Source organism: Candidatus Avelusimicrobium caledoniensis (assembly GCF_902756455.1).
GTDB classification, from domain to species: Bacteria; Elusimicrobiota; Elusimicrobia; order Elusimicrobiales; family Elusimicrobiaceae; genus Avelusimicrobium; species Avelusimicrobium caledoniense.
In genome coordinates, this window is record NZ_CACVRB010000003.1 from 26,643 (window position 1) to 52,504 (window position 25,862).

Genomic DNA, 25,862 nt, shown 5'->3' on the forward strand with positions numbered 1-25,862 from the left:
CTCAGGTTTTTTGCTTACAATTCCCCTAGAATAAATTTAGAAGCACCTATCAAGGAGGCCGTATGAAACTTAAAAAATGGATGTTAGCCGTTGTAGCCGTACTCGCTACCAGTGTTGCTTTTGCGGGGAACACGTCGCAACTCAAGTATTTAATTAACCAAACTTTCCTACAACTGGAAAATTTGTCCCAAACACAAGAGGTAACCGCTGAACAACAACCGCTCGTAGATGCGGCCACGGCGTTGCGCGCCGGGTTGCTTACTTACGAAGCACAACTTTCTTCCGGTGCGGAACTGACCGGTTTAAACGCCAAAATTGACGCCGCTTTCAAAGCTCTTCCGGCTATTTTTAACGGATTAGATTTTAGCCAAATCACCAGTGAGGAAGAAGCAGAGCAACTCCTAGCTCCCCGGGCAGAACAATTTACTACCCAATGTGCCCAGTTAGCCAAAAACGTTCTTAAAAACCAACAAAAAGTAAATAATGTGGACGAGGAGATCGCCGGCGGACTTATCCAACTGTTTGCAATGAACAAAATGTTGCAAGAAGAATCGTTGGACGAAACCGGAACTATGATTGTACAAATGACGTTGGCTAGCATGGCCATGGAACTGATGGGCGGCATGGAATAAAACATTTAGTATATACAAAACACCCCGGTTAATAACCGGGGTGTTTTTTGTGTTAGCATAGAGCTATTGTTTTTCGGCCCAACGCCAAAAATTATCCTCAAAATTAGCGGCCGAATTGTACCGGTACGCCCGCCCCAACGCTTTTTCTACCGAGAACGGCTCATACACCGTTTTTCCCCGGGCATCTTTCATTAAAAATCCGGTAGACGGGTCGCGCTTGGCTTCGCCTTGCGAAATCAGACGGGTAAATTGTTCAAACTGCATTCGGTTAGACGGCGTAGAACCACCGGCCGGATTTAATAAAAACCGTACCATGGCATAGGCCTGAAAATACCAATTCTGTACTTGGTTGCGGGCCTCGGCTCCTTGCAACGAATCTTCTGACATAAACTCTTCAAACGCAACCAGTTGGACCGGTTTGCCGTGCTTTTTGGGTTTTAAGCGGTTGCTAAACGACGAGCTGAATAAAGACGAAGACCCAAACGAGAAGGGCTGTTGGGCCGGATCGCGTTGGATATTGAGCGTTTTTAAATCGTTCGCCCACGGACCGCCTTTTGTACCGGAAGTTTGGTCTTCCATAAAAACGGCCAACCCTTCATCCAACCACGTCGGCGTCATAATGCGGCCCGTTTTGTGGCTGTCAAAAAATTGCTGTGTAAAAATGTGCGTCAGTTCATGCGTGAACACTTCTTGCAACTCACGTTGTTTGCCCGGCTCGTCATACACCACAATTTCCCCCCGGGTCGGGTACGCCATAGCACGCGTCCACGCTTTGGCATTGGGTTCGTGGCGCAGGTACGATTGGTGGTCTTGATAAATAAATACCCGCACCCGTCCGGCCAACATCCACGGGATAAAACGGCGTAAGGTTTGATAGGCCTGCTCAAACGTCATGGACATATTGGAAGACGGTATCCCTTCTTTACGCTTTTGGGTATAAATATCAAAATGCGTACTTTTGGATTCCAACCATGTTACATTAGGACGGAAAGCATTGGGGTTAAATTTTTTATTGGGCGCAGGGACTTTGCTGGGCTTATTTTGCGCGGCAGAGGGCGGAATCGGACGTTGTGAGTTGGCCTTGGCCTTAGATTCCTCCAACATTTTTACCGCAAATTCCAGTTCGGCATCGGCCGCATCTTCTTCGCTCAAATTGCTTGTGTCTGGAGCGGTTTGTTCGGTATTCTCTTCGGGCTGTTCCGACTCGGCTTGCTTATCGGGCTGGGTGGCTTTTACCGTTTTTGCACTAGTTGCGGAAACATTTTTAGACGCACTTTTAGTACGTTTCCCTTTGGACGTTTTGGAAGCAGCCGGTTTTTGTGCGGGAGCAACCGTCGTTTTGACCGTTTGCACTTGCCCGCTCATCTCAAGCGGCATATCCAACGTGGCCGCCGGTGTTGCGCTCGCCGCCGCTTTCGGCGTTACGGCCGGTTGCGTGTTTGTAGGAACAGGTGGTACAACCGGTTTGGAAACACCTACCACGCTATCTTTTTTCGGGCTTGTTTGTAATGACTGTTTGAGTAAATCTATGTTTGATTCCGGGGTTTCTACCGCCGTAGATACCCGGATAGAATCAGACGCCGCCTGCTGCCCCCACACAGGTAGGGCACAGCAAGCGGTAACAATCACTAAAACAAGCCGTTTTTGCATATAAACACCAAAAACTAATTATCTTTATTTAAATCAGCCAGTGCGGCAGAGGCATTTGCATCCGATGCATTTATCCGAGCTTGGTCTATTTCAAGGTAATATTCTTCATACGGGTCAAAATGATGATTGCCGCCGTTACCGTTGCCGTTATTATCATCCCCACTATCTGCGGCTGTCGGCCCTGCGGTCGGATAATCTGCCGTTTCAGGTGTAACGGTGAGAATATCGTATTTGATATCGCATTGGCCTGTGTTTGCATTGGGGGCAGACCCCGTAAAAGTCGCTTCTACTTGGTACCAGACCCCTTCGGCCTTAACCGGTTTGCATTTGTAAGATTTCTTATTTTGAGTCACGCATGTCTGTTTAAGATTGCGGTTGCAAGTCATCAAACAATTATTCAAATCAGCCGCAAATTGATCTGCGTCTTTTAAACTCCACAACGCATTAACCTCGGCTTGGCACGCACTAATTAACATCTGGCTTGACACCGCCCGGCGCGTTTGGCGCGACGTGGTCGTACGGGATAAATTCGCCCGCAACAGCATGGTGGCCATACCGGCGAGCACCACGGTTACTAATAAAACTTGCAATAAAGCGGCACCTCTTTTATTGTGTAGCATACTAATTTCTCCTTATATAGTTTAGGTACGCGGATCGCTATACCCTACCGGCAGTACAAATTCTTCGTCAGCAGCATCGTTGACTACCGGTGAACTGTGAAGTTCCAAAATAAAATTAACTTTCAACCGTCCTTCTAACGACAAATCGGTTGCCGTTTTGGCATTATACGCAGTAGAGCTGGTTTCCGAACCGACCGCCGCAAAAAGCGGTACCGGATAATAATACTCGGAACTGGTACTGGAAACCGGCGGAATAAACTTCACGTTTTCTAAAAATATATCCGCGGCGGTATCTGTGCAGGAAGGGATACCGGTTTGTTGCTCGTTTGACGCCAACGTAGAGCTCACGCGCCGGTAAATCGTGCCACCGTCCGTAGCCGCTTGGGAAGCCCCGGAGTGAGCCGTCGTCGGCTCTACGGCAGCTCCGCTAGCGGTAGTAGTGATTGTGCCCGGTTTAAAACAATACACCACATAAGAAACGGTTTGCCCCGGGACAGCCGTACCGTCTATACGTAAATTTTGGCCCAACAACAACAACGGGATCATCGTTGTACCGTTTACGCTGGCGATCCGGTTACGCACATAAAGCACACGGCTGGAGTCGTGTACGTCTTGGCGCAACTGTTTAATCGCGCGGGACATACTATTGCGTAACATCACGCGGCTACGCCCCACCCCGCTTTCGCGCGACGCGGCCGTCGTGAGCGAGGCCAACGCTATACCAATCAGCCCCACGACCAGCACCGCCAACAATACTTCCGTCAATGTAAAACCGCGTTCCTTGTTCATCGTATTACTCCCTATCAGTTGCCCGATGCACCACTAGTCAATGTGAATCCGTTACACCGGATATCAAAAGCAATGTGTTTGCGTTGGAATAAAGGCCCGGACACTTCATTAACGTCTCCGTTAAACAACGAATGCTGAACACCTTGCATATCTTCTAATGTAACCGTATAAGCAAACGAAGAATCCCGTTGCAAATCGCACAGAGGCGGTAACATACAGGTAATGGTGTGCGGTTCTCCCGTATCTAACGGATGGCGGTAAGGACTCTCCACCCCGCATAATCCTTGTTGCGCAGAAGGCATACTTTGCACTTCTGTATCGGACAGTCCGTTATACATTTGCAATCTTTCATGGGCACGCTCTACGGCCCATAACATTTCTTCACGAATGTCCGAACGGGAAGACTTGCGCGAAGTGGATAATAATACCCCAAATGTAGCCGTTGCCGCCAACGACAAAAGCCCCAAGGCAATCAACCCTTCCAATAACGTAATACCCAATTTGTTCTTGAAAATATGTTTCATAGTTTTTCTTCCCCGTTTAATACGTATCTTTCGGATCCATATCCCCGTCTACGTAAATATATCCTTTTAACGGACCGGAGGTGTTATTTCCTTTAAAATATTTTTTTCCGGCATCAGCTGTGCCGTACGCTACTGCATAAAAGCGGTCCACCGGAGTAACCGGATTGCCGTCATCGGGTAAAACCCCGGAGGGACGGTACGTACAAAAGGTATAGGGTAATGAAGCAAAATCTTTAAGTGACAAATACCCGCACCCAAATAACCGGTTGGCTTGTGTATCATTGGCCCCGTTGGTAGCCGTAGACGGTACGGTTTGGACGGAAGTGTTCTTGCGCGGGATACCCGTAGCGGCCGGATTATCGCAATTGGTACTTTGCATAATGGTCTTACCGGACGCTGTGGTGGGCGTAAAACAAACTTGCAACAATTGACCGCGGCTGACTTGGTAATACTCCCGAGCCGCTTGGGCCACACGCAAAGCGGCGGCTTTCGCTTGCGATTGTTTCATATCATTTCGCACCGAACGGAATGCCGGAGCTGCCATCGCCGCGACGACCGCTAAAATCAATAACACCGCCAACACTTCCATTAACGTAAAACCTTTCTTCATAATCAACTGGAAAAATGCTCCCCACTTGTGGTAGCGCTTACGCAATACCAATAATCGCTTTGGTATTGGTCCGTCAAGCGAGAATGGCCCTTGCCTTTCATACACGCTAACGGACTGCTTACGCCTGTGGTTTGGCTAGCACAACTATCCGGCGTACCGCCACATACGTAAAAATGAAAATACGGATTATTCCAACCACCGTTATCCACAAAATCGCACGAAATAAGTATCGTTGCGGGATTACTCCCACTGGAAGTCACGGATACGGGATCGCAATTGCCCACCCCGGCCAAATTGCCTATTTCCCCCGTCACTGCTTTAGCGTTTTCATACTCCAAAGAAAAACGCTGTACCCCGCTTGCCAAAACATCTACTTTTGTGCGCGCGGCCGCCACATGCGCATCGGCCTCGCTGGCCCGGTAAGATACCGTAGCCAACACAGCTAGCGTACCGATAATAGTAGCGGCAATCAACAACTCCAATAATGTAAATCCTTTTTTGTTTGTCATACCTTTCTAATAGTATTACTGATATTTATACAAGTTTCAAGCTCTTTAACCGTTTATTTGGAAATTTGTTCCATTGTGCCGTTACGCAAAAAACGGGCTCCCGCGTATAATTTGACAGAGTCCGAAGCCGACGAATCATCCGCTTGAGAGTTATACATACAAGCAATGTATTTGGCGTTATTGCCGCAACATTGGGCATCGCCGCTGGCCGCGTCTTGTTTGCACACGTAAAACTTATAATTTTTATAAGCGGAGTTATCATCAAACGCAACCGCTTGGATATAGCCGTCCAAATCGCCGGTTACTTGTGTTACCGCGTTAGGATCCGGGAACGTAGCGGTAGGCGTAGCGGACATTTTCAAATCGGCCCGCTTAGCTTGCACCGCCGAGCCAATATCCAATAAAACCCCTTGCGCGGCTAAAAACTTGTTACGGTCCTGCGCGCGGCGTTGGGCCGGCAATGCAAACGCCAATACCGACGATGCAATCACTACCACAATCAAAATTTCCAACAAGGTAAAACCTGTTTTGGCCTGCATAATACCCTCTAGTTGCCGCCGATTTGAGAAAGTTTGAAAATCGGCAAGAAAATAGACGCTACAATAATACCGATGAGCGACCCAATACCGCAAATTAAGATAGGGTCAATCACCGCGGAGAAACGGGCAATAAATTGGTCTACTTGGTCTGCATAGAATTTGGCCAGCGTAGCAATAATGCCCGGCAATTTACCGGATTCTTCACCCATCAGCATCATTTCCGTCATCAGCCCGGGGAACACGCCCGTAGCACGGAACGATTCGGAAATAGACCGTCCGGCCGCCACTTCGGCACGGACCATTTTAAGCGCGTTTTGGATGATGACGTTACTGTCAAACGAGTCTTCCAATACCAAAATAGCATTCAAAATGGTAACACCGCTACGCAAAAGGGTGGAAAGCGTAGAAAGCATACGATCGTAATAGATGTTCTTTAAGAAATTGCCGAACAACGGCATGGAGATTAAGAAAGAGTGCCAGCGTTTGCGGCCGTCGGTTGTCTTAATGTAGAAACGGAACGCAATAAACAATACTACAACTCCGAAAATCAACATCACCCCGTGATTAACTAAGAAACCGGATACTGCCAACACCACTAGGGTAATAGTGGGCAAGTCCAAGTTAAAATCTTTGAAGATTTGCGCAAACGTCGGCACGATACCGATAACGAAGTAAATAAGTACGCCCACAGAGGCCAACCCTAACACCGCCGGATAAGTTACGGCCGTGATAATTTTACTTTTCATGCCTTCCTGCGTTTTAGTATACAACGATACCTGCGTCAATGTATCGGCTAACTGACCGCCCAGTTCCCCCGCTTCCACCAACGACAACCAAATATGGCTAAATGTCTTGGGGTGATGCGCCAACGCTTCGTGGAGAGATTGCCCGCCGGAAATATCCTTAGCCACTTGGGTAAGCACGTAACCCAACGTCGGGTTAGAGGCGTATTCACCCAGCAACGATACAGCGCGCACAAGCGGCACACCGCCGGCGATCAGTGTAGCTAACTGTTCAGCGAAGAAGGCCAGTACGTGTCCGGGCACTTTACCGCCGCGCTTGCGCGACTTAGACCCGCCGCCAAACAGACCGCCGCCCCCTTCTTTAACATCCAATACTAAATAGCCCTTGTTTTGCAAGGCCAAAATAACTTTTTCCCTGTTATCGGAAGAAATGGTCCCGCGCAAAGTTTTGCCATTTCCGTCTTTGACCGTATATGTCCACCGTTGCATAAATTTTCCTCGTATTTATAACATCATGTGCCGCTTTTGATCACCCTACGGCACCGATCCGGCAAAATTATTCGTCGGACGTAGTAATACTTAAAATTTCATCTATCGTGGTTTGTCCGCGAATGACTTTACGCCAACCGTTGGCGCGCAGGTTCATCGCCCCCGAGCGAACGGCCGCTTGTTTTAAAGCAACTAAATCTTGTGTTTTATAAATAATATTACGCATTTCTTCCGTCATGCGGAACACTTCGTATATAGCACGGCGACCCATAAAGCCCGTACCAAAACACCGCGGACATCCTACCGATTTAAAAAACGTCCAAGACCCTTGATCGCGCGGGTTCAAATGACCTTCTTGAATAATGCGCTGTAACGAGGCCGGATCCGGCACGTGCGGCACCTTGCAGTAAGGGCACAAAATACGTACCAAACGCTGGGCCGCCACCAGAGCCAGCGAACTGGCTAACAAGAACGGCTCCATACCCATATCAATCAAACGCGGAATAGCACCGAGCGCTTCGTTGGTGTGTAACGTAGAAAGCACCAAGTGACCGGTCAAAGCGGCTTTTAGGCACGCTTCGGCCGTTTCGTTATCGCGGACCTCCCCCACCAGAATTACATCCGGGTCCTGACGCAAGAACGAGCGCAGGCCGGCCGCAAAGGTAAGTCCGATAGCCGGTTTGACCTGTACCTGGCTGATACCCGCCAGCTTATATTCCACCGGGTCCTCCAACGTCATAAAGTTTAGCTCCGGCGTGCGAATCGTGGTAAGTACGGCATTTAAGGTGGTAGATTTACCCGATCCGGTAGGACCTGTTAAGAAAATCAACCCGTGCGGCAAGTTGGCAGCTTCCAAGAACGCTTTTTTCTGTTCCGGCTCAAAACCTAATTTATCTACGTTCATTTCCCCCGTACCTTTATCCAGTACGCGTAGTACGAGCTTTTCGCCGAATACCGCTGGACACACAGACACACGGACCTCAATGGAACGGTTTTGGTAACGAATCGTAAACGAACCGTCCTGCGGCAAACGCTTTTCGGCAATATCCAACTTAGACAAAATTTTAATACGGGAAATAATGGCGTTTACAGATTCTTTGGCCGGTGGCGTGCGTTCGTAGAGCGAACCGTCAATACGGAAACGCAAGGACACACGTTCATCAAACATTTCCAAGTGAATATCAGACGTGCGCTCCGCAATGGCCTGACGCAAAATAGCGTTTACCTGTTTAACGTATTGGGAAGAGTTCGGCGAGACTTTATCTAAGTCCAAAATACCCGTTTCGGCCACTTCTTCGTCGGCTTCGGCAGTAGCGGCTGCGTCTACTTGCGGCTTAACGGCTTCGTTCATGACCTCATCTAAGAGGTTGGAAGTGGTAGCATAAAACGAATCTAACGCATTTAACAGCTGGCTTTTGCTAGCAATAAACGGCTGTACTTGCCGCCCGGACATCATTTTAATATTTTCCAGCAAAAATAAGTTCGTCGGATCCAATAAGGCAATCGCCAAACTGTCGTCTTCTACGAACAGCGGAATGACCATATTTTCACGGGCAAATTTTTCCGGAATGATTTTTTGAAGGTCTTGCTCTTTTTCGGGAACTAAAATACCATTTTCTTTAGAGGCATAGGGCATGGCAAAATGCTTAGACAAGGCAATCGTCACCTGTTCTTCCGTAGCAAAAGACATTTTGACAACGGCTTCTGCAAACGAAATATTATTTTGTTTGGCGTAAAGCTGTGCCCGCTTGACTTGCTCGGCGCTGAGCGTGCCTTGGTCCATTAAAATTTCATGTAACTGTTTTGCCATTTCCTATTCCCCTAAACTAGCCAAACTCAAGGCCTGCCCCCGAACGGGGGCAGCCCTTGATAAATTCCTTTATTCCGCCAAAACGGTCGGCGTGATAAAGATGACCAAATCGGTCGTGCTCTTGGTAGAAGTTTTGCTGGTAAATAACCAACCCAATATCGGAATATCACCCAAGAGCGGCACTTTGCGCACTTGCTCTGTTTCGCGTGAAGTAAGCAAACCGCCGATGACTACCGTTTGACCGTTTTTCACACGCACCAGCGTAGAAGCTGCGCGGGTAACGGTATCTTTGGTATTTTCAAAGCCGGAGCTGATCACGTCGGAATAAGTCGGTTGCACAAAGAGTGTCACATACCCTTCGCGGTTGACCTGCGGAGTTACCTGCAAGGTCAAGCCCACTTGTTTGCGTTCGGCTGATTGCGTGGTCATCTGCGTGTCTCCGCCACCGGATAAGCTTTGCGTGTAACCTACCGTAGCATCCGTAGAGGTGGTGATCGTTGCCGTTTTGTTATTTAACGTAACGACTTTCGGTTTACCTAAGTATTTGGCTTCCCCGCGGGTCAGTAAGGTTTTCAGTACGATGTTAAAGGCCGCGAAGTTTAACACACCGGCTTCATCGCCGTCGCTGTCTTCGCCTTCACCGCCACTGCCGCCACCGCTGCCACCGCTGCTGCTGGAAGAATCAGATTTCGGGAAAATGTAGTTCCATCCTTTAATACCCGTACCGCGGACGTAATCCAAGTCAAACGTACGGCTCGGACCGGTAGCAGACACTAAAGTCCCATCGGCACCGCCGTATTCAAACCCTAAGTTCAAACCGCTGGATTTGTTGACTTCTACGATTTGAGCTTCAATTAAAATTTGCGGAGGTCTGACGTCTAATTCCGCCAAGATGTTCTCAATCGGCGGGAACACTTCCGGCACGTCTGTAATGATGAGCTTGTTGGTGCGCGGATCCGTAGCGATGCGGCCCACAGAGGACATCATGCTCTTAATAATACCGGTAATTTCCGAAGCACCGTCACTGCCGCCGGTGCTACCTGAGGACGTCGCACCGCCCCCAACACCGCCGCCCATATCACCCCCGGACGATCCCGGAGACAACAGACTGTTTAGCTCACCGGAAGCAGAACCGGAGCCACCGCCCACACCGCTAAGCGAAATGTAGCTAAGCGTGTAGATTTTGGTAATCGTGTCGGGCGCATCGTTAGAACGCTTAGTTACCACGTAACTGTCGCTCTTACCGATACGTTGATACGCCAAACCATGAACACGCAATAACGTGTCCAACGCTTCACGCACGGTTACACGGGTTAGCGAGGCCGTTACTTTTTTATTCGCAAATTCTTCACTCATAATGAAGTTAATTTTGGCCTGCGTAGTAATACTGTTGAGAAAGACCGATATCGGCACATTAGAAACGCGGATAGACACTTTGCGGTCTAACGGAGATGCCTCCTCCACGTTTTTGTACAAGTCGGCTTCGCCAGACAGTTTTACGGTGGGTTCTTCCACTAAGGTGACGGTATTGTCACTGGGCAATACTTGACGGCTCGGCGCCGCCGTAGCAGTGCCTAGCCCCAGTACAGCCACTCCAGTCAGCACAACTGCTAAACGATTTGTCATAATCCTCCTATGAATTTTTTAAATGTTACAACTGCACTTTGCGTACAAATTTGTGACCTTTATAAGAAAATACCACTTCATCCGGCTTTACCGCTACGATGCGCGCACCGTAAATAGTGTTGCCGATGGTATAAATCTTACTGCCGATAAATACTTCTTGCCCGATTACCCCGCCAATGCGAATTTTGTTACGCACTTCGCGGGTCGGGTCTTTAATCCGTTCCAACTCCAACCGGCGCAAGCGCTCGGCTTCTTCTTTTTTACGTCTTTCTTCTTCCAACTTGCGTTGACGTTCGGCTTCAATAGCCGCCAAACGTTGTTGTTCGCGGTGTTGGATTAACAGAAAATCGTCCGGAGATAACGTAGGATCCCGTTGCGACTTTGGATTATATACAACCACTTGCTCCTCTTCCGGTTCTACTTCTTCTTCCACAGTTTCACGGGCCGCCACGAATTCCTCTTTAGGTTGTTCTTCCTGGGAGGTAGCTTGGGCTAAATCTTTCTCCAATTCTTTCTGCTCGGCATTGGGTTGGGCTTGTGTATCAGCCGCCGGGACCGGCTTACTTACCGCCTCAGTCGGTTTTTGTTCCGAAACGGAAGCCGGCTCGGCCTTGTCCGCAGGTTTCACCTCTTGCGGTGTAACGGCCTGTGCCGAAGTTGACGGGGCCGGCGCGGGCTGCGCGGCTTGTTGGACCGGTTGTTGCGTTGCGGCATCAGCCGTTGTAGCCGGAGCTTCTTGCGTTTGTTGCGACGCAGCCGGCTCAGCAGGCGTTTGCCCTAAAACAAACACCGGACAAGCCAACATATAAGCTATAAATAAACTAAATATCGGTTTCATAAATTATTTCACCTTCTTTTTCCGCGCCCGTTTAGCGGCCTCTTTCTTTTGGGCAGCCACCAGTTGGTCATAATCTTTAAACAACTTGTTATTAGCAATTTTCTCTTTCGGGAAAATGGTATTTAAGCGCAAAGATATCTTATTTTGTCCCATGCGGTTTGGGTCTTTATCTTTTTCAATAATAAAGTTAGATATCTTTACATATTCATGCCGGTTTTCAATACTTTCCAAGAGCCGTGCAAATTGTTCATACCCGCCCGTCAGACCAACCTGTATAGACGTAGCCGTAAACGTCGGGTTGGAGGCATCTTCCATTTGCGAGCCCTGTATATTAGGTGTAATGTTAGCCCGCTTAAAAATAGCAATGGCTTGGCTGACCAACCACTCGTTCTTAGACTCAATACCGGCAAAATGCGGCTCTAACGAAATGAGTAATTTTTTGTTAGCCAAATACTCCTGTTCATTGACTTGTTGGGCCGTAATAGCTTCTATTTGGCCATCCATATTTTGGATTTTGGTAATAAATTTACCCTTCAAAAATCCCCAATAGGCAAAAGCTACCAATGCTACCACAACAACTTGTTTAGCAAATAACTTAAAATTGCCTTCTTGCGCAACCGTATTGATATCTTGCAAACCTTGTTGGAAACTGCCCGGTTTAACAGGTTTGGCTTGCTTAGCTTTCTTGGCCATATTAACGGTTACCTCCTTTGCTGCAAGTTAACGTAAAATTTGTTTCCGCGTCTTTCCCGCGTGAAGAGTTTCCGCCCGTACCGGCGATGTTCGTATAACGTATAAGCGGATTACCGTCGCAAATTTTCTTGACGGTAGGTTGTTGGGCAAAAGCATCTTTGAACTTATTGCCGATATTCATATCGTCACGACCGTCGCCCGTGCCGGACTTGACCGACCCCTCAATGGTAATGACCCGCGCTTCTTGCCCGTTGCCGGGGAAGGTATCGTTATAGGTCATTTTGGTAACCCACACCTCGGGTGGGATAGAGTCTGCCACTTCGGCCAAAATCGGCGTAACAACGTGATCGTATTTCGTCATGGCCTGTAAGCTGGCGTTTTGAGTTTTAATTTTACTCAAGTTAGACGAAATCTGACTGGCAGTTAACCCCTCAAAATCGGCCACACGCCCTTTTTGCGTACTTCTTTTTTGGCGCAATTCTTGCTCTTTTTGGTGAACGTCCCAATATCCTTTACCGATAAGGGCTAATATAATCAAAACAAGCGCAACTGCAATTTTCCAAAACGTTAAACTGGCGTTAAATTCGTACGTGCTGAGCCGGTTTCCTTTAGTAAAGTCAACATCCGGCGTTTTATGGTCTAAAAATTTAATACTGGCTCCTACGGCAGCGATCTCGCCGGCGGACCGGGTTTCAATACCGTATACTTCGCTTAAGTTCCACTTACGAACCGGTTTTTTAGAATCAGCTTCCAACGCGGGCACCCATTGGTCCACATCCACGCCGGTAATAACCGCTTCTTCAAACGGGTCTTTTTCCAACTGCTTGGCAATAAATTCCGTACAATTGGTGATTTCAAAGCGGCGGCGTTCTGCCGGAATAGAACCCGAAATTTCCACTTCGCGCAGCAACACCGGAGCGTTTTCGTTTAAGAACACAAAATTGGCCATATCTTTGCCGAAGAACGAATAAATACGCCCCCCGTTGCCGACGGCTTCTTTGTCGCTATCGTTAAAAGCCCGCCCCAACGATAAACTGGAAGGTTCTACGGATACCAATTCCAACCCGCATCCTTTGAGTCCCTTGCGGATTTGGTCAATAATAACTTTGGTGGTCATGGCGAAAACCACACCCAAGCGTTTTTGTTTAGTGGCGGCCGTTTCAAACGGATACACATAATAGGCATACGCCGATTTTTCAAACGGGAAATGGATATATTTACGAGCTTGAAGCGGGACAGAGCTTTTCCACAGTTTGCGGTCAAGCATCGTAGGAATAACGAAATGGCGCAACAAACAAAACGCCGGAGCTAAGCTAACAACCACTTTATTTGTTTTCCATTTCTTTTTGGCCATTACTTTGCCCAAAGAATCGGTCCAACCGTCCATAGAGAAAAATGCTTCGTTTAAATCAAGCGGTTTTAAGAGCGTACGGTCTACATCTGTAATCGGCACACGCACGAGCGACTCCAACACAATACTTCCATCCTTACGGGAGGTTTGTGCCATGTAAATTTCATCTAATCCGATGTAAATACCCAAACAATCCGGATGGGCATTCATGTTTTGACCGATTAACTGTTCTGACAATCCCATATTTTCTCTCCAGATTAGTTATTATACGTTTCGTACGGCATATCGTACGGATTATTGACCGGTAACGAATCTGCCGGAGCACCATACGGTTGCGCTGTCGCAGAACCCGCTACCGTGCCGGCTAACGGATCCGAACCGTCATCATCTTGAACGATGGTTGTGGTGTTTACCGTTTTTGTATAGGTACTAGACGAGGTAGAAGTAGAAGTGGAAGCCGTGGAAGCGGCGGCCTGTTTTGTTACAGGCGCAACCATGGTGCGACCGGGCTTTACCCACAAACGCGCGGCTTTATAATCCAATTCTTTTTGTTCGGCAGCCGCCTCTTTTTTGACGGGGCAAGTACCCTCACACGAATTAACGGCATCGGCACATTTGACCACTACCCGACGGCGTAAAGTTTGCTTCTTACCTTTTAAGTCCGTTCCGGTAAGCACGAGCGTATATTTACCGCACGGAAGTTCCGGACCGATAATGCCTTTACGCCCGTTGAATAAAATTTGATGGTAAACGGGTGCAAAACCTTCCAGTTGGCGTACAATATAATATTTGCCGTCATGCCCGTGTTGGACCACTTGCAACACCCAATTATCTAACGGATTTTCCGTTTCCAATACGGAAAAATCTATCGCAAACGCTTCGCCCAAAGAACGATCTATGGCATGGCAAAGCGGTACGATAGCCATGCTAAGTAACGGGGCGGTTTCGTTCTTTTCGTTTTTTTCCATGACGGTAGGCAATTTGGCATCATAATCAAACACCACCGCTAAACCGTGCAAGTTAGCAAAGCGGGCCGGCGGTTCTTCATCCACCAGTCCCATATTATAATGAAGCTTTCCTTGCGAAATACCGCGGTTGATCAAATACGAATTTAACGCCATCGCTTGACGGATACCCGATAAGGTTACATCATCGGTGTAAGAGCCGGGCGGCAAAATCACGTAAGCGGAACCTTGCGTCAACGCCAATAATTCATAGATACTGTTGAGTAGCGGCAGGGCATCGGAGCGGAACGTATTTTTATCAAAAATAACTTCCGGGTCAATGTCTAACGCATCGGGCCGGTTGTCGCGCATATACAAATTAACGCCCTTCGTATCGTTAATATTTTTAATGGCTGCGTCGGTCATACTGGCAATTTTTTGCGCCGTATATAATTCACGCGCTTCAATGGCTTTTTCCGAAGTTAAATCGGTAAAGGCAGATTCGCCGTTTACGGTGGTGAGCACGTTATCGCGCGAAGCATTTATCTCTTTGGCGGTTTGATCTTCCACGGCTTGTGCATCCTCTTGTGCCGTAGCCGCTAAGCCCGCAGCACCCACTGTCGCGGCGACGGCAGAATCTTCAATGCCTTGTTCCACACCTACGGCCGTATCCCAATCATTTTGTAAATCGGTTTGGGCTTTTTGCAGTGCCTCTTTATATTGATCGGCTTGTTCTTGGGCCGCCAATTTATTGGCTTCAATTTGTTCTGTTAACGCTTGTTGTTGGGCGTTGACCGCATCCAACGCTTGCTGTTGTTTGGCCGCGGCCGCAGCAGCGGCGGCTTCTTGTTCCGCTTGCAACATAGCGGCCTGATCTTGCGCTGTTTGTTGGGCCTGTTGCATGGTTTGGGCAGTTACTTCATCCAAACTTTTTACTTCACCTTCTTTAAAATTCACATCCACTTCCACCGGCGTTTGAATACCACCGATACGATTGTGAATAAGCGTGATGTACTTGTTCGCTTCCGCCACTTCTTCCGCATTTCCGTTGACAAGCACGTCAATAAAATAATCCATGGCTTTTTCGTCTTTATTATCGTTATAAAGCGAAATACCTTTGGCCAGTTGTCTCGCCGCCGAAGCAGCTACAACTTCCGTCGCGCTTATTACAAATAAGCCGAGTAAAAAAACGAGTACATAATTCCAGCGTTTGTTTAATTTCATCATTGAATATCCCTGTTCTTGGGCTGTTATTTTATATTCTCCGACACAGCCAACTATAAGAATTATAGCAATTTAACACGTTTTGTAAATAGTTTTTTTTCGTCCTTAATTTTATTGGCTCACTCCCAAGGCCTGTAAACGTTTAAGTGCCAGCTCATTGCCCGGGTAATAAAACAGGGCATCTTGCAAACACCGTATGGCATCTTTTGTATTTTCTGCCTTATAAAAAAGCGTAGATAAAGCCAAATTGGCCCATAAATCATCGGGGTGTTTGTGTAATACTTGTTCCAACACCACTTTTGATTTAATATCATTACCCGCCAAAGAAAGCACCCGCGCAAGCAAAATAAATCCGTTGGTATCGTCCGGGTATTGTTTGCAATAGGCCTCAATATCCGAGCGCAAGCGTTGTTGGTAATAGAGCGACATTTTATCAAACTTGCCGACTTTCTCATTATATCTTTGCAACTGACGGGCTTGCGCTAAAACAGCCGGTTTTTCGGGCGAAGTAGCGTATAATTTTTCCAACCGTTTTAAGAGTTCTGCGTCTAACGTGTCTACTTTTAGCCCGCGTTCGTACACATTTTTAGCATATTCGGTTTCACCCAATTTGGCATATGTTTCGCCCACCAAACGCCACAGTCCCGTTTCATACGGGAACAATTCCAACCCGCGTTGCACCATTGCCAACTCCTCACTGCCGGCGTAAATACTGTTTTCATGCAACAGTTGTGCTAACATTTCATACGCTTGTAAGTGGTATGGATGCAACTCCAAATTTTTCATCAAATAGCGAATAGCTTTTTTGGTATCGCCCGCGCCAAAAGCCGCAAGCGCGGCGTGGTAGTAGACTTCTTCGTAATAATCAGCCGCGGAAATAGTTTTTTCAAAGACCTCTAAAGATTCTTTATATTTTTGCTCGGCAAGTAATAAATTGCCTAAACGGAACCCCGCCTCTGTATTAGCCGGATAAAGGGCAAGAGCCGCTGATAAATTTTCGGCAGCTTTATCGTAATTAAGCGCGGCAATCTCTTTTTGTCCGGTAAAGAAACGGTATTCGCTTTTTAGCCACAACCCTTGCCAAATGATAACCGCTATACTCCCCGCCACCACAACGAGTGCCACCGTTTTGGTCAGCGGGTTAGCTGTTACCACGATCTGGCGTTCTTCTTTCCCCACGCCGCTCACTTCCGCACCGACGAGCCACCAAAAGATAAACGCCGGCACTACTGCGTGCAAAGAAATGTTAAACATATTGTCTACGAGCATCCCCAAAATTCCGCAGAAGAACGCCTGTAAGAGTTGTTTTTTATCGCCTTCTTTTTTGTGGGCCGCAAAGTCGCGCACTTCCAAAAACAGCACCATGAACATAAACATAAATAGTCCGAGTCCGACGATGCCACCTTGCGCCAGTTGGAAAGCTAATTCATTGTGCGGAGCGTTGGTAATGGTTTTAAGTTCGCGCAAGTTTGGATATTTAAGTAACGTTTTGGGTTGAGTTTGCGCAAACGCCATTTGGAAGTTACCAAGTCCGCTGCCCATGACGGGACGGCTTAAGAAAATTTCTTTGGAAATATCCCACATAAAAAGCCGTTGGTGCATAGATTGAAAAATTTTATCACGCTCAATGTTAAGCGTTAGCGTGGCGGGTGAAATTTGGGTAAGTTCCTGTGCACGGGCCGCTACGGGGCTGGGGGTATCTTTATCATCCATATACACAGACCCCCACCCGACACCAACCGCCAGCACCGCCAATAAAAACACGCGCCCGCGGCGGGTCCAAATCAACGCCCGGAGTGTGCCGAACATCCACATCATTACTAGCGCACACGCCGCGCCGATCCAACACGAACGCGCCAACCCAAACGATAAAAACAGAATATACACGAGCACTAATAAACCGTACACAAATAAATCTTTTTTACTTTCCGTGCGCATGTAGTAAACGAGCAAAGCAGGTAATAACATAACAACCGCCGACGATAAAAAGTTCGGGTTACCGAAGGTAGAAAAAGCACGCGTAGCAAATTGGTTGATTTCAAAAGGCCACAAAAACTCAAGTCCGAGTGCCTGCAACACACCGTAACAACACGCCAAGAAAACAGCCACAAACATCAGCACTAAAATATTTTCCTGCACCAGTTTACGCAGCACCCGCACGGCCAGCCAAATACCTACCGCCCACAGGAAAAGTGCGTACCAATCAAACATTTTGGCAAATAAATTTTCAGAGGATAAATGGGTTTTAACAAGCGGCAAAAAATACCACAAAGCCCCCCATCCAAAAAAGAGCAAAATGTAATTTGTTTTACTTTCAATGACGCCGGCGCAAATGATATTTTTGCTGATGATATACGCCCCCACGGAAACGATAATAAGCAAACTGCCGTAATTGAGCATGCCGTAGAACATGGTTTGGCGCATGGCCTGTGGCGCGGACGACACTGCCGAAAGCCACCCCATCACGCAGGCAAGTACGTATACAAAAAAAGCTAAATCAAAAAATGTTTTGGTAAAGTCAATGGTTTGCGTGCGCAAAAATTTAACAGCGAGCGTACCGTAAATTAAAGCAATAAGCACATAAAGCAAACTGTTTTGGATAAAGAAAGGGTTGGCCGTCAAATCGGTAAAAAAGATGAGAGGCACGACGAGAAAACACATCGCCAAAAGCACACGAACGATTTTCATATAAACGGTTTCTTTGGCCGGTTTAGTTAACTGCAACATAATCTTCCCTCTGCAAACAGTTTCTTATATTGTAGTTTTTTCAGACGGTTTAGCAAAGTGTTTTTTCTAATTATTTACGCGCGGGTAACGATAGAAACATCCCGTCCATGTCATTAAGCGCGTAGATACGCTCTTCCACCGGCGGATGAGCGCGGTACAATCCGCTGATCCGCTCAAAAAACGTCGGCTCGCCGGACGGTGAAGCAATACATAGCGCACTCAACAGTACCGACGAGTCCAATGCTTCTAATCGGCTGTCCAAACTAACGCGCCAGAGCGCCTTAGCCAGTGCCCGCGGGTGGCGGGTAATGAGGGCGGCCTCGGCGTCAGCCAACCGCTCACGCGTGCGCGACAGCCCGAGCCGCAGTACCGGTGCAATCACGTACCCGTACACCAGTAACATAAACCCGATATAAGACCACAACCCCAGCGGACAGCGAATGCGGTTTAAACGGATTCCGTTTTCTTCGTAGATATCATCTTTTTCCCGGCCGTAAAATAAATATTCGCCCATAAACGTAAAAAACGCTAAACACATCACAAACACCATCATCAGCCGCGTATCGTTGTTGCGGATATGGGCCAGTTCGTGGGCTAAAACGGCCTCCAACTGGTCGTGTGTTAATTGGTTAAGTAACCCTGATGACAAGACCACTGCACTGCGGTCCGGCCGTGCTCCGACGGAAAATGCGTTTAGTGATTTATCTTTTAATACATATACACGCGGTGTAATATCGCCGGTGCGGATACACAAATTTTCCAACGTGGTATTTGCTCCGTAATCGTCCCACTTGGGTAAAAACCGCACCCCGTGCAAACGCCCCAAAATAAAATCTTCCCCCTCGTTCAGTGCCACCCTCGCCCAAAACAAAGATACCGCCAAACTAAGCGGCAATAACCACTCACACGTATCTACGGTTTGCAAAAAAGCGTGGGTCATCGTGCTGTTCCACGTGAGATATCCCGTCGGGCGGAAATAAGCCAGTAGCCCGCTTAGTATAAAAAAGCCCCACGTAGCCAAATACACAAACATTAAAAAAGAAAGCGCAAACAAGACGATGAGTATTACACTTTTGCGTTCGTTGCGCTCCTTGTAATCATAAGCAATAGCCATTTATAACCTCGGGTCGTACGGTGTGCCGTCCATTTCCAACAATACCTCAATACGTTTTTGGATAGGCGGGTGGGTAGCCAGCAAGCCCGACAAGCTGGAAAACAACCCCATTTTTTCTAATGGATTAGCAATACACATCGCCGCCATACTTTCGCGTTTGTCTAACGCTTCTACGCGGCTGTCTGATGAAATCTTACGTAGTGCACTTGCCAAAGCACGCGGGTTACGCGTGGTAAGTGCGGCGGTAGCGTCGGCCTGATACTCACGTTGGCGCGAGACAGCCAAGCGGATCAGCGGTGCCAAAAAATAACCGTAAACTAAACAGACAAGCCCTAAAATAATAAAAATTCCGCCGCCCTCATTTTTGCGGTTACCGCGCCCGGACGAAAGCCCCATGCGAAGTAACATTTCCCCGGCAAATGTGAAAAACGAAATACCGGCTACCGTCAGTAACATCAGCCGGATATCGCGATTTTCCACGTGCGCCAGTTCATGGGCAACGACGCCTTCCAACTCGGCGCGTTCTAACCGTTTTACAATTCCTTTCGTAAGCGCGACCGACGCATGCTCCGGGTCGCGCCCGGTAGCAAAAGCGTTTAAAGAGTCATCATCCAAAATATAAATACGCGGTAGCGGTAGGCCGCGCGTGATACATAAATTTTCCACCAAACGGAAAATTTCCGGTTGGTCTTGGCGGGAAATTTCTACCGCACCCACGCCGGACATCATCATTTTATCACCCGCAAAGTAGGAAATAACTATCCATAATACGGCCACTACCCAGCAAACAGGTGTCAGCCACAGCACCAGTTGCACAACATTCATTTGCGCTTCGGTTAGTCCATTTGCGTACGTAGGTGAGGTGCCTGGGTCCGAAAGCAGAAAAAAGAAAATACCTGCCGTTGCCGCGACCAACAACGCAAACACTAACGGAAAAAGCAAAACAAGCAGCACGGTGCGCCGCTTGTTTTCTTCAATATGCTCGTAAATAGTAGCCATAGGCCCTACTTAGAATTTAACTTGTACCGGTTGACGGGCCACTTGTTCCGATTCGGCAAGTTCAAAGAAAGGTTGTTTTTCAAAGTGGAAAACAGACGCTATGATATTGCTGGGGAACGTTTCGGCTTTGGTGTTAAACGCCATGACGTTGCCGTTATAAAAACGGCGGGCGGCTTGAATTTTATCTTCCGTATCGCGCAATTCACGTTGGAGCTCCATAAAGTTTTGGTTGGCTTGCAATGTGGGATAATTTTCGCTTAACGCAAAAACCGATTTAAGTGCCCCCGTGAGTACGTTTTCAGATTCGGCCAATTTCTTCATATCTTGGGGGTTGACGGACATCGCCATATTGCGCGCCTGAATTACTTTTTCAAGCGTACCGCTTTCGTGCGCGGCATATCCCTTGACGGTTTCCACTAAGTTGGGAATTAAATCATACCGACGTTTCATCTGCACTTCAATATCGCTCCACGCCTCTTTGGTACGGTTGCGAAGCGTAACAAATTTGTTATATACGCTAATAGCATACAACGCAAACACCACTACTACAATGCCGACAATCCAAATTCCACTCATGTTTTTCCTCACTTTTTATCCGTCTGAAAATAACGGGAAAATAAACTACGTTTTTATTGTAGAAATATTACGCAGTTTTGTAAAGTGGAAATTTCGTGGCGTGTTTTACATCGGGCACGGCCAAGACCGCACCGCACTTGCATTACTCAATGTACCTGTACAACGCATTACTTTCACACAATAATCGCCCGGTTCGCCGTCAAAAGTGATACCTTCCGACAAGCGTTCTGCACAATATAACTCGCCTTTCTCTGAAATCATCAATCCGGCACCCGCATATTTACCGTTGATACGCCCTATGCTGATACTCGGTCTGTAAATAGGATTACTTTCCCCGGCGTAGTTTTGTAGCGACCAATACTCATTGGAACGGGTGTCTTTCATAATGCTGTGATCACGCCATTTGACGGTACCTGTCCACGGAATATCTACGGACAGTTCATCAAATTTTTTAAACCATTCGCCGTTGGCCAACTGATATTCTTGCGCCGCCTGATACAAAGATTTTAATAAGGTTACGGCTTGCGTAGCGCGGGATCTTTCCACCGCCTTGGTGTACTGCGGCAATGCCACTGCCGCCAAAATGCCGATGATGAGGACAACGACTAATAATTCAATAAGTGTAAATGCGTTGTTGTTATTAAATAAAGGTCTGTCATCCCGGAATTCGCCCGTCCGGCGAGGACTCCGGGATCTTCTGATTTCCTTTCGCTCGTTAGCCATCCCAACTGAAACAAAAATACGAAGATGCCGGATAAAAACCTTCCGGCATGACATCGTAATTTGATTTAAAACGACTTTAAAACATCTTCCTTTTTCCATAAAAACTCCTCCGTTTGATTTAGGTATAATCAAATTAAATCAAAAAAAAAAACGATGTCAAGCCCCCTTGCCGGGGGCAGGCAAATGGGGAGCCAACTTTCACTTACTTGTAGCCACACTCTATTAGCATTGTCGCTTTGCAACGCAACAAGCTTTCCGCTTTTCTGACGGCAGAAAAGCTCGCAAAAGACCGCCGCCCCCGGGCACCACAAAAAGCAGACAAATCGGGAAAATTTATAAACTCGCTTCGCTCAAACATATAAATTTTCTTTTCCGATTTGGCGCTTTTTGTAAACGGTGCTAAAGGGGCGGATCTAAACAACAAAAACAGAAAGGAGATCAGGTGTAAGCTTGAGCGCAAAAACCCCCGCCACAGATTTACCGGGCGGGGGTTTTGTTCAATTCAATTTAACGAAGTTTATTTTTCTTCTTCGGCGGCGTTTTCTTCTTCCGTTTGACCGAACGAATCTTGCAACAGTTCGCCTAAGGTCGGGCGCGGGGCTTGCTTTAAGTATTGCGCCACTACTTTGCGGTTTTGCGCTTGGTCGTATTTCTTAACGGACAAATTAACCACAAACGTCTCCGGGTTGACGCCGGTAACGAGCGCGGTAATCGTATCGCCTTCTTTAGCGTTAAAATCGCGGCCCATTTCAAACGGGCTGATATACGCTTTGGTATTGTTCTTGCCGATCGTGCATTCCACGCCTTCTTCGGCAGACACTTTGACAACCGTGGCTTTGACCGAGCTCTTGTACGGATAGCGGCGTTTTAACGCATCGGCCGGATTCAAGAACAGTTGTTTAAGACCAAACGTCAAGCGCGGCGTTTCTTTGTCTAACGCCAAGAGTTTGGCTTTCAAGCGTTGACCGCGGCGGAAATTGGTAATCGCCGTTTCGGGCTCTTTCCACGCCACGTTTTCAAGCGTAACAATGCCCTCAATACCGTGGAAACGCAAGAACAATTTGTCGCTATCTACTTTAGATACTACGACGCGCAACACATCGCCTTCTTTAATTTCGCCCAAGACTTGTTCGCGGCGGACGGCTTCGTCCTCCTCCAACACTTGTTTGCGCGAAACAATCAGTTTTTGTTTTTCTTTGGCAAATTCCACGATGACGGCTTTGATCTTAGCGCCGACGGGTAAATAATGTTTATACGCGGTGTGTAATTCGGAAAGCGAAAGCGGCATAAAACCCGACACGCCAAATACTTCTACGATATAACCGCCTTTTACACATTGTAAAATAGTACCTTTCACGCGTTCTTTGGCTTCGTACGCTTTTTTGCAAACGTCCCAACCCAAAAATTCCAACGCTTTTTTGTGAGACAAAAGAGCCGGGCGTTCATCGCCGCCGCGTTTAACGAGTACAGCAGAAATTTTATCCCCCACGTTCGGCATCGCTTTGCCTTCAAATTCGCTTACGGCAATAGCAGCTTCTTTTTTAGCACCGATGTCCACTAAAATATAATCTTGGTTGATTTGTACGACGGGTACTTCTACGATTTCTTTTTTAAACAACTTCTCCGATAAAGACTCTTGCTGCGCAATTAACTGGTCCATCGTCATTTCGGTTTCGTTAATTGTGTCTTCGGTTTGTTTAATTTCTTCGTTTGTCATAAGTCCTTATTTACAGGCCTTCCTGAGGGAGGGCCTGCGTTATCCTCCGTTAGATATGAATTGAATTTATTGCTTCCATTACTTCTACTGCAAATTGTTTGTACTGCGCCTTGGGCTCCAAGGTTTCATCTTTTTTCAGGTGCATAACCGTACCGAATTTTAAACGGATTTTTTGCCCGAATAATTTTCCGCCAAATGTACCGTCTATTTTTACCGGCAATACCGGTGCACCTGTTTTATATACTACAAATCCGATGCCGCTTTTGGGCTTTTGCGGCTTGCCGGTTTTACTGCGCGTGCCTTCGGGGAACATTACCACGCTCTCCCCGCGCTCTAACGCATGTTCCACTTCTTTTAGTGCGCCAAAATCGCCGATGGTGCGGTTGCGGTCCACCGGGATATATCCGCAACGGTGAAAAAACCAACCGACTACCGGAATTTCAAATAACTCTTTTTTGGCAACAAAACGCGAATCGCGCACGAGCCCCGCAAAACCGCCGATAGCGGGCGGGTCTGCATTGGAAAGATGGTTACAGGCAATAATCACCGGCCCTTCTTTGGGGATATTTTCCAATCCTTCCACTTTAAAATCGTGGAAAGTTTTAAAATAGATCCTTGAGAATAATTTTACCAAATTAAGAAGCATGATGGGGAATTTTCTCCAACACAGCATCAATGACTTGCTGTAAATTTAAAGACGACGTATCAATAATAATAGCATCCTCTGCCGGTTTTAACGGGGCGGTGGCGCGGTTTTTGTCGCGTGCGTCGCGCTCCTCAATCAAACGCAAAATCTCGTCATAATTCGGATTTTCGCCGGCTTCTTTGAGTTGTTTAAAACGGCGGTTGGCGCGCTCCGTAGCAGACGCGTCTAAATAAAACTTCTTGTCCGCATCCGGGAACACCACTGTACCGATATCGCGCCCTTCCATCACAATACCGCCCGGCTCGCCGACCTCGCGCATTTTTTCGGTGAGCACCCGGCGCGCTTCGCGGTTGGTAGATACGCGGCTGGCTACGTTGCCCACTTCTTCCAAATGCAACTTCGCCCCCAGATATTCGCCGTCTACAAACATTTTAAGCACGGCATCGGGTTGGCGCGCAAACGTAAAGCGGATTTCCCGCGCAGCGGCTAAAACGCCGTCGTGATCGTCCGGGTCAATGTGTTTGGCAAACACCGTATAAGCAAGTGCGCGGTACATTTCGCCCGTACTTAAAAAACCATATCCTAATTTTGCCGCCACCGCTTTGCCGACGGTAGATTTCCCCGTTCCGGCTGTTCCGTCAATGGCTATTAACATCCCGTTTGTGCGCATTTTACTCCTCCGCCGCCGCTAAGCTGTCCGTTACGCCGCGGATGGCCAACATAATCGCATCCGGGCTGGTGGCCGCACCTTGCGCGGTTTCCAAATCAATGTGGCCGTCTTTGTAAAGTTTGGCAAGCGCTTGGTCAAACGTGTTCATGCCGTAGAACTCGCCGGTTTGCATGATTTTAACTAAATCGTTCGGTTTGTTGTCGTTAATAAGCTTGCGTACCTGTGGCGTAGAAACCAAAATTTCTATCGCCGGATACATGCCGGAATCGGTGGAAGGCAATAACCGTTGGCACACGATCCCGCGGATAAGTTCCGAAATTTGCAAACGGACCTGTTCGTGTTGTTCCACCGGGAATGCGTCTACTAAACGCGAAAGCGTTTGCACGACGTTTACCGTGTGCATTGTACCCAGCACGAGCTGTCCGGTTTCGGCCGCGCTGATAGCGGCTTTCATCACTTCGCCATCGCGAAGTTCGCCGATTAAAATGACATCCGGGTCTTGACGCATCGCCGCGCGCAGCGCGCTCGTGTAAGACGGCGTATCCACCCCCAGTTCCAACTGGCTGACGACGCTGCAGTTGTCGTTGTGGATAAATTCCACCGGGTCTTCAATCGTTAAAATATGGCTGGCGCGGGTTTGGTTGATGTAGTCAATCATCGCCGCCAACGTGGAAGATTTACCCGAACCCGTCATACCGGTTACCAAGATAAGCCCGCGGCGGTTATCGGAGATTTTGCGCAAAATATCGCCGGGCAAGTGCAGGGACTCAAACGACGGGATTTTATAAGGAATATGGCGAATGGCCATACAGTATTTGCCCATTTGGCGAAATACGTTAAAACGGAAACGGCCGTACGATTTGGCATCTAACGAAAAGTCTACCGTGTTATATTGTTCAAAAATTTTCCGCTCGCGCTCACCCATACACGCAAACGCCATTTTTTTGGCATCATCGTTGGAAACAAAACTGTCCTCAATGGGTTTCATTTGCCCGTTTAGACGTACATACGCATTGGAGTTACCGCGAATATGTAATCCGCTGGCTTTGTTATCTACTACCGTTCTTAATAAACTTTGTAATCCTACCGCCATTTTTTT

At 47.6% G+C, this 25,862-nt stretch carries 24 protein-coding genes; 1 reads left to right on the plus strand and 23 read right to left on the minus strand.

Features of this window, described 5'->3' with window-relative positions; genetic code table 11:
- Nucleotides 1–62 precede the first annotated feature (62 nt).
- A complete protein-coding gene (locus tag ACQY2W_RS01135) occupies nt 63–632 on the plus strand; it encodes a hypothetical protein (protein WP_428048742.1) in 570 nt (189 codons plus the stop codon).
- Nucleotides 633–695: 63 nt separating this feature from the next.
- On the opposite strand, the gene ACQY2W_RS01140 is transcribed toward ACQY2W_RS01135, so the two are convergent.
- The 23 genes from ACQY2W_RS01140 to ACQY2W_RS01250 form a co-directional block, all read right to left on the minus strand.
- Nucleotides 696–2,282 carry a hypothetical protein gene (locus tag ACQY2W_RS01140; RefSeq protein WP_428048743.1) on the minus strand — a complete coding sequence of 529 codons (1,587 nt, stop codon included), beginning with the start codon at nt 2,280–2,282 and terminating at the stop codon, nt 696–698.
- Nucleotides 2,283–2,296: 14 nt separating this feature from the next.
- On the minus strand, nt 2,297–2,902 hold the full coding sequence (locus tag ACQY2W_RS01145; protein WP_428048744.1) for a hypothetical protein: 606 nt from the start codon (nt 2,900–2,902) through the stop codon (nt 2,297–2,299).
- 21 nt (nt 2,903–2,923) lie between these two features.
- The gene (locus ACQY2W_RS01150; RefSeq protein WP_428048745.1) at nt 2,924–3,691 is read right to left on the minus strand and encodes a prepilin-type N-terminal cleavage/methylation domain-containing protein; all 768 of its coding nucleotides are present in this window, start codon (nt 3,689–3,691) and stop codon (nt 2,924–2,926) included.
- Nucleotides 3,692–3,705: 14 nt separating this feature from the next.
- Nucleotides 3,706–4,215 carry a type IV pilus modification PilV family protein gene (locus ACQY2W_RS01155; RefSeq protein WP_428048746.1) on the minus strand — a complete coding sequence of 170 codons (510 nt, stop codon included), beginning with the start codon at nt 4,213–4,215 and terminating at the stop codon, nt 3,706–3,708.
- 16 nt (nt 4,216–4,231) lie between these two features.
- The gene (locus ACQY2W_RS01160; protein WP_428048747.1) at nt 4,232–4,825 is read right to left on the minus strand and encodes a prepilin-type N-terminal cleavage/methylation domain-containing protein; all 594 of its coding nucleotides are present in this window, start codon (nt 4,823–4,825) and stop codon (nt 4,232–4,234) included.
- Between the two features lie 2 nt (nt 4,826–4,827).
- Nucleotides 4,828–5,334: a type II secretion system protein gene (locus tag ACQY2W_RS01165; RefSeq protein WP_428048748.1), complete on the minus strand. Its 507-nt coding sequence runs from the start codon at nt 5,332–5,334 to the stop codon at nt 4,828–4,830.
- Between the two features lie 53 nt (nt 5,335–5,387).
- Nucleotides 5,388–5,873 carry a type II secretion system protein gene (locus tag ACQY2W_RS01170; protein WP_428048749.1) on the minus strand — a complete coding sequence of 162 codons (486 nt, stop codon included), beginning with the start codon at nt 5,871–5,873 and terminating at the stop codon, nt 5,388–5,390.
- A gap of 8 nt (nt 5,874–5,881) precedes the next feature.
- Complete coding sequence (locus ACQY2W_RS01175; RefSeq protein ID WP_428048750.1) at nt 5,882–7,105, minus strand: type II secretion system F family protein; 1,224 nt, start codon at nt 7,103–7,105, stop codon at nt 5,882–5,884.
- A gap of 67 nt (nt 7,106–7,172) precedes the next feature.
- Nucleotides 7,173–8,915 carry a GspE/PulE family protein gene (locus tag ACQY2W_RS01180; protein ID WP_428048751.1) on the minus strand — a complete coding sequence of 581 codons (1,743 nt, stop codon included), beginning with the start codon at nt 8,913–8,915 and terminating at the stop codon, nt 7,173–7,175.
- Between the two features lie 69 nt (nt 8,916–8,984).
- The gene (locus tag ACQY2W_RS01185) at nt 8,985–10,541 is read right to left on the minus strand and encodes a secretin and TonB N-terminal domain-containing protein (protein ID WP_428048752.1); all 1,557 of its coding nucleotides are present in this window, start codon (nt 10,539–10,541) and stop codon (nt 8,985–8,987) included.
- Nucleotides 10,542–10,566: 25 nt separating this feature from the next.
- Nucleotides 10,567–11,379, minus strand: a complete 813-nt coding sequence (locus ACQY2W_RS01190; protein ID WP_428048753.1) for a hypothetical protein — start codon at nt 11,377–11,379, stop codon at nt 10,567–10,569.
- Nucleotides 11,380–11,382: 3 nt separating this feature from the next.
- Nucleotides 11,383–12,072, minus strand: coding sequence for a hypothetical protein (locus ACQY2W_RS01195; protein WP_428048754.1), 690 nt, complete (start codon nt 12,070–12,072; stop codon nt 11,383–11,385).
- 1 nt (nt 12,073) lies between these two features.
- A complete protein-coding gene (locus tag ACQY2W_RS01200) occupies nt 12,074–13,666 on the minus strand; it encodes a hypothetical protein (protein ID WP_428048755.1) in 1,593 nt (530 codons plus the stop codon).
- Nucleotides 13,667–13,680: 14 nt separating this feature from the next.
- Nucleotides 13,681–15,594, minus strand: a complete 1,914-nt coding sequence (locus ACQY2W_RS01205; RefSeq protein ID WP_428048756.1) for a hypothetical protein — start codon at nt 15,592–15,594, stop codon at nt 13,681–13,683.
- Between the two features lie 108 nt (nt 15,595–15,702).
- Entirely contained in the window at nt 15,703–18,318 is a 2,616-nt protein-coding gene (locus ACQY2W_RS01210; protein WP_428048757.1) for an O-antigen ligase family protein, read from the minus strand.
- Between the two features lie 70 nt (nt 18,319–18,388).
- Nucleotides 18,389–19,432: a M48 family metalloprotease gene (locus tag ACQY2W_RS01215; protein ID WP_428048758.1), complete on the minus strand. Its 1,044-nt coding sequence runs from the start codon at nt 19,430–19,432 to the stop codon at nt 18,389–18,391.
- Nucleotides 19,433–20,431, minus strand: coding sequence for a M48 family metallopeptidase (locus ACQY2W_RS01220; protein ID WP_428048759.1), 999 nt, complete (start codon nt 20,429–20,431; stop codon nt 19,433–19,435).
- 9 nt (nt 20,432–20,440) lie between these two features.
- Nucleotides 20,441–21,007, minus strand: a complete 567-nt coding sequence (locus ACQY2W_RS01225; RefSeq protein WP_428048760.1) for a LemA family protein — start codon at nt 21,005–21,007, stop codon at nt 20,441–20,443.
- 105 nt (nt 21,008–21,112) lie between these two features.
- On the minus strand, nt 21,113–21,829 hold the full coding sequence (locus ACQY2W_RS01230) for a type IV pilin protein (protein ID WP_428048761.1): 717 nt from the start codon (nt 21,827–21,829) through the stop codon (nt 21,113–21,115).
- A gap of 418 nt (nt 21,830–22,247) precedes the next feature.
- Entirely contained in the window at nt 22,248–23,447 is a 1,200-nt protein-coding gene (locus ACQY2W_RS01235; protein WP_428048762.1) for a S1 RNA-binding domain-containing protein, read from the minus strand.
- A 49-nt stretch (nt 23,448–23,496) separates the two neighbouring features.
- Nucleotides 23,497–24,093 carry a lysophospholipid acyltransferase family protein gene (locus ACQY2W_RS01240; protein WP_428048763.1) on the minus strand — a complete coding sequence of 199 codons (597 nt, stop codon included), beginning with the start codon at nt 24,091–24,093 and terminating at the stop codon, nt 23,497–23,499.
- Nucleotides 24,083–24,763, minus strand: a complete 681-nt coding sequence (cmk, locus tag ACQY2W_RS01245; protein WP_428048764.1) for a (d)CMP kinase — start codon at nt 24,761–24,763, stop codon at nt 24,083–24,085. Before cmk ends, ACQY2W_RS01240 begins: the two co-directional genes overlap by 11 nt.
- 1 nt (nt 24,764) lies before the next feature.
- Entirely contained in the window at nt 24,765–25,856 is a 1,092-nt protein-coding gene (locus ACQY2W_RS01250; protein ID WP_428048765.1) for a type IV pilus twitching motility protein PilT, read from the minus strand.
- Nucleotides 25,857–25,862: the final 6 nt, after the last annotated feature.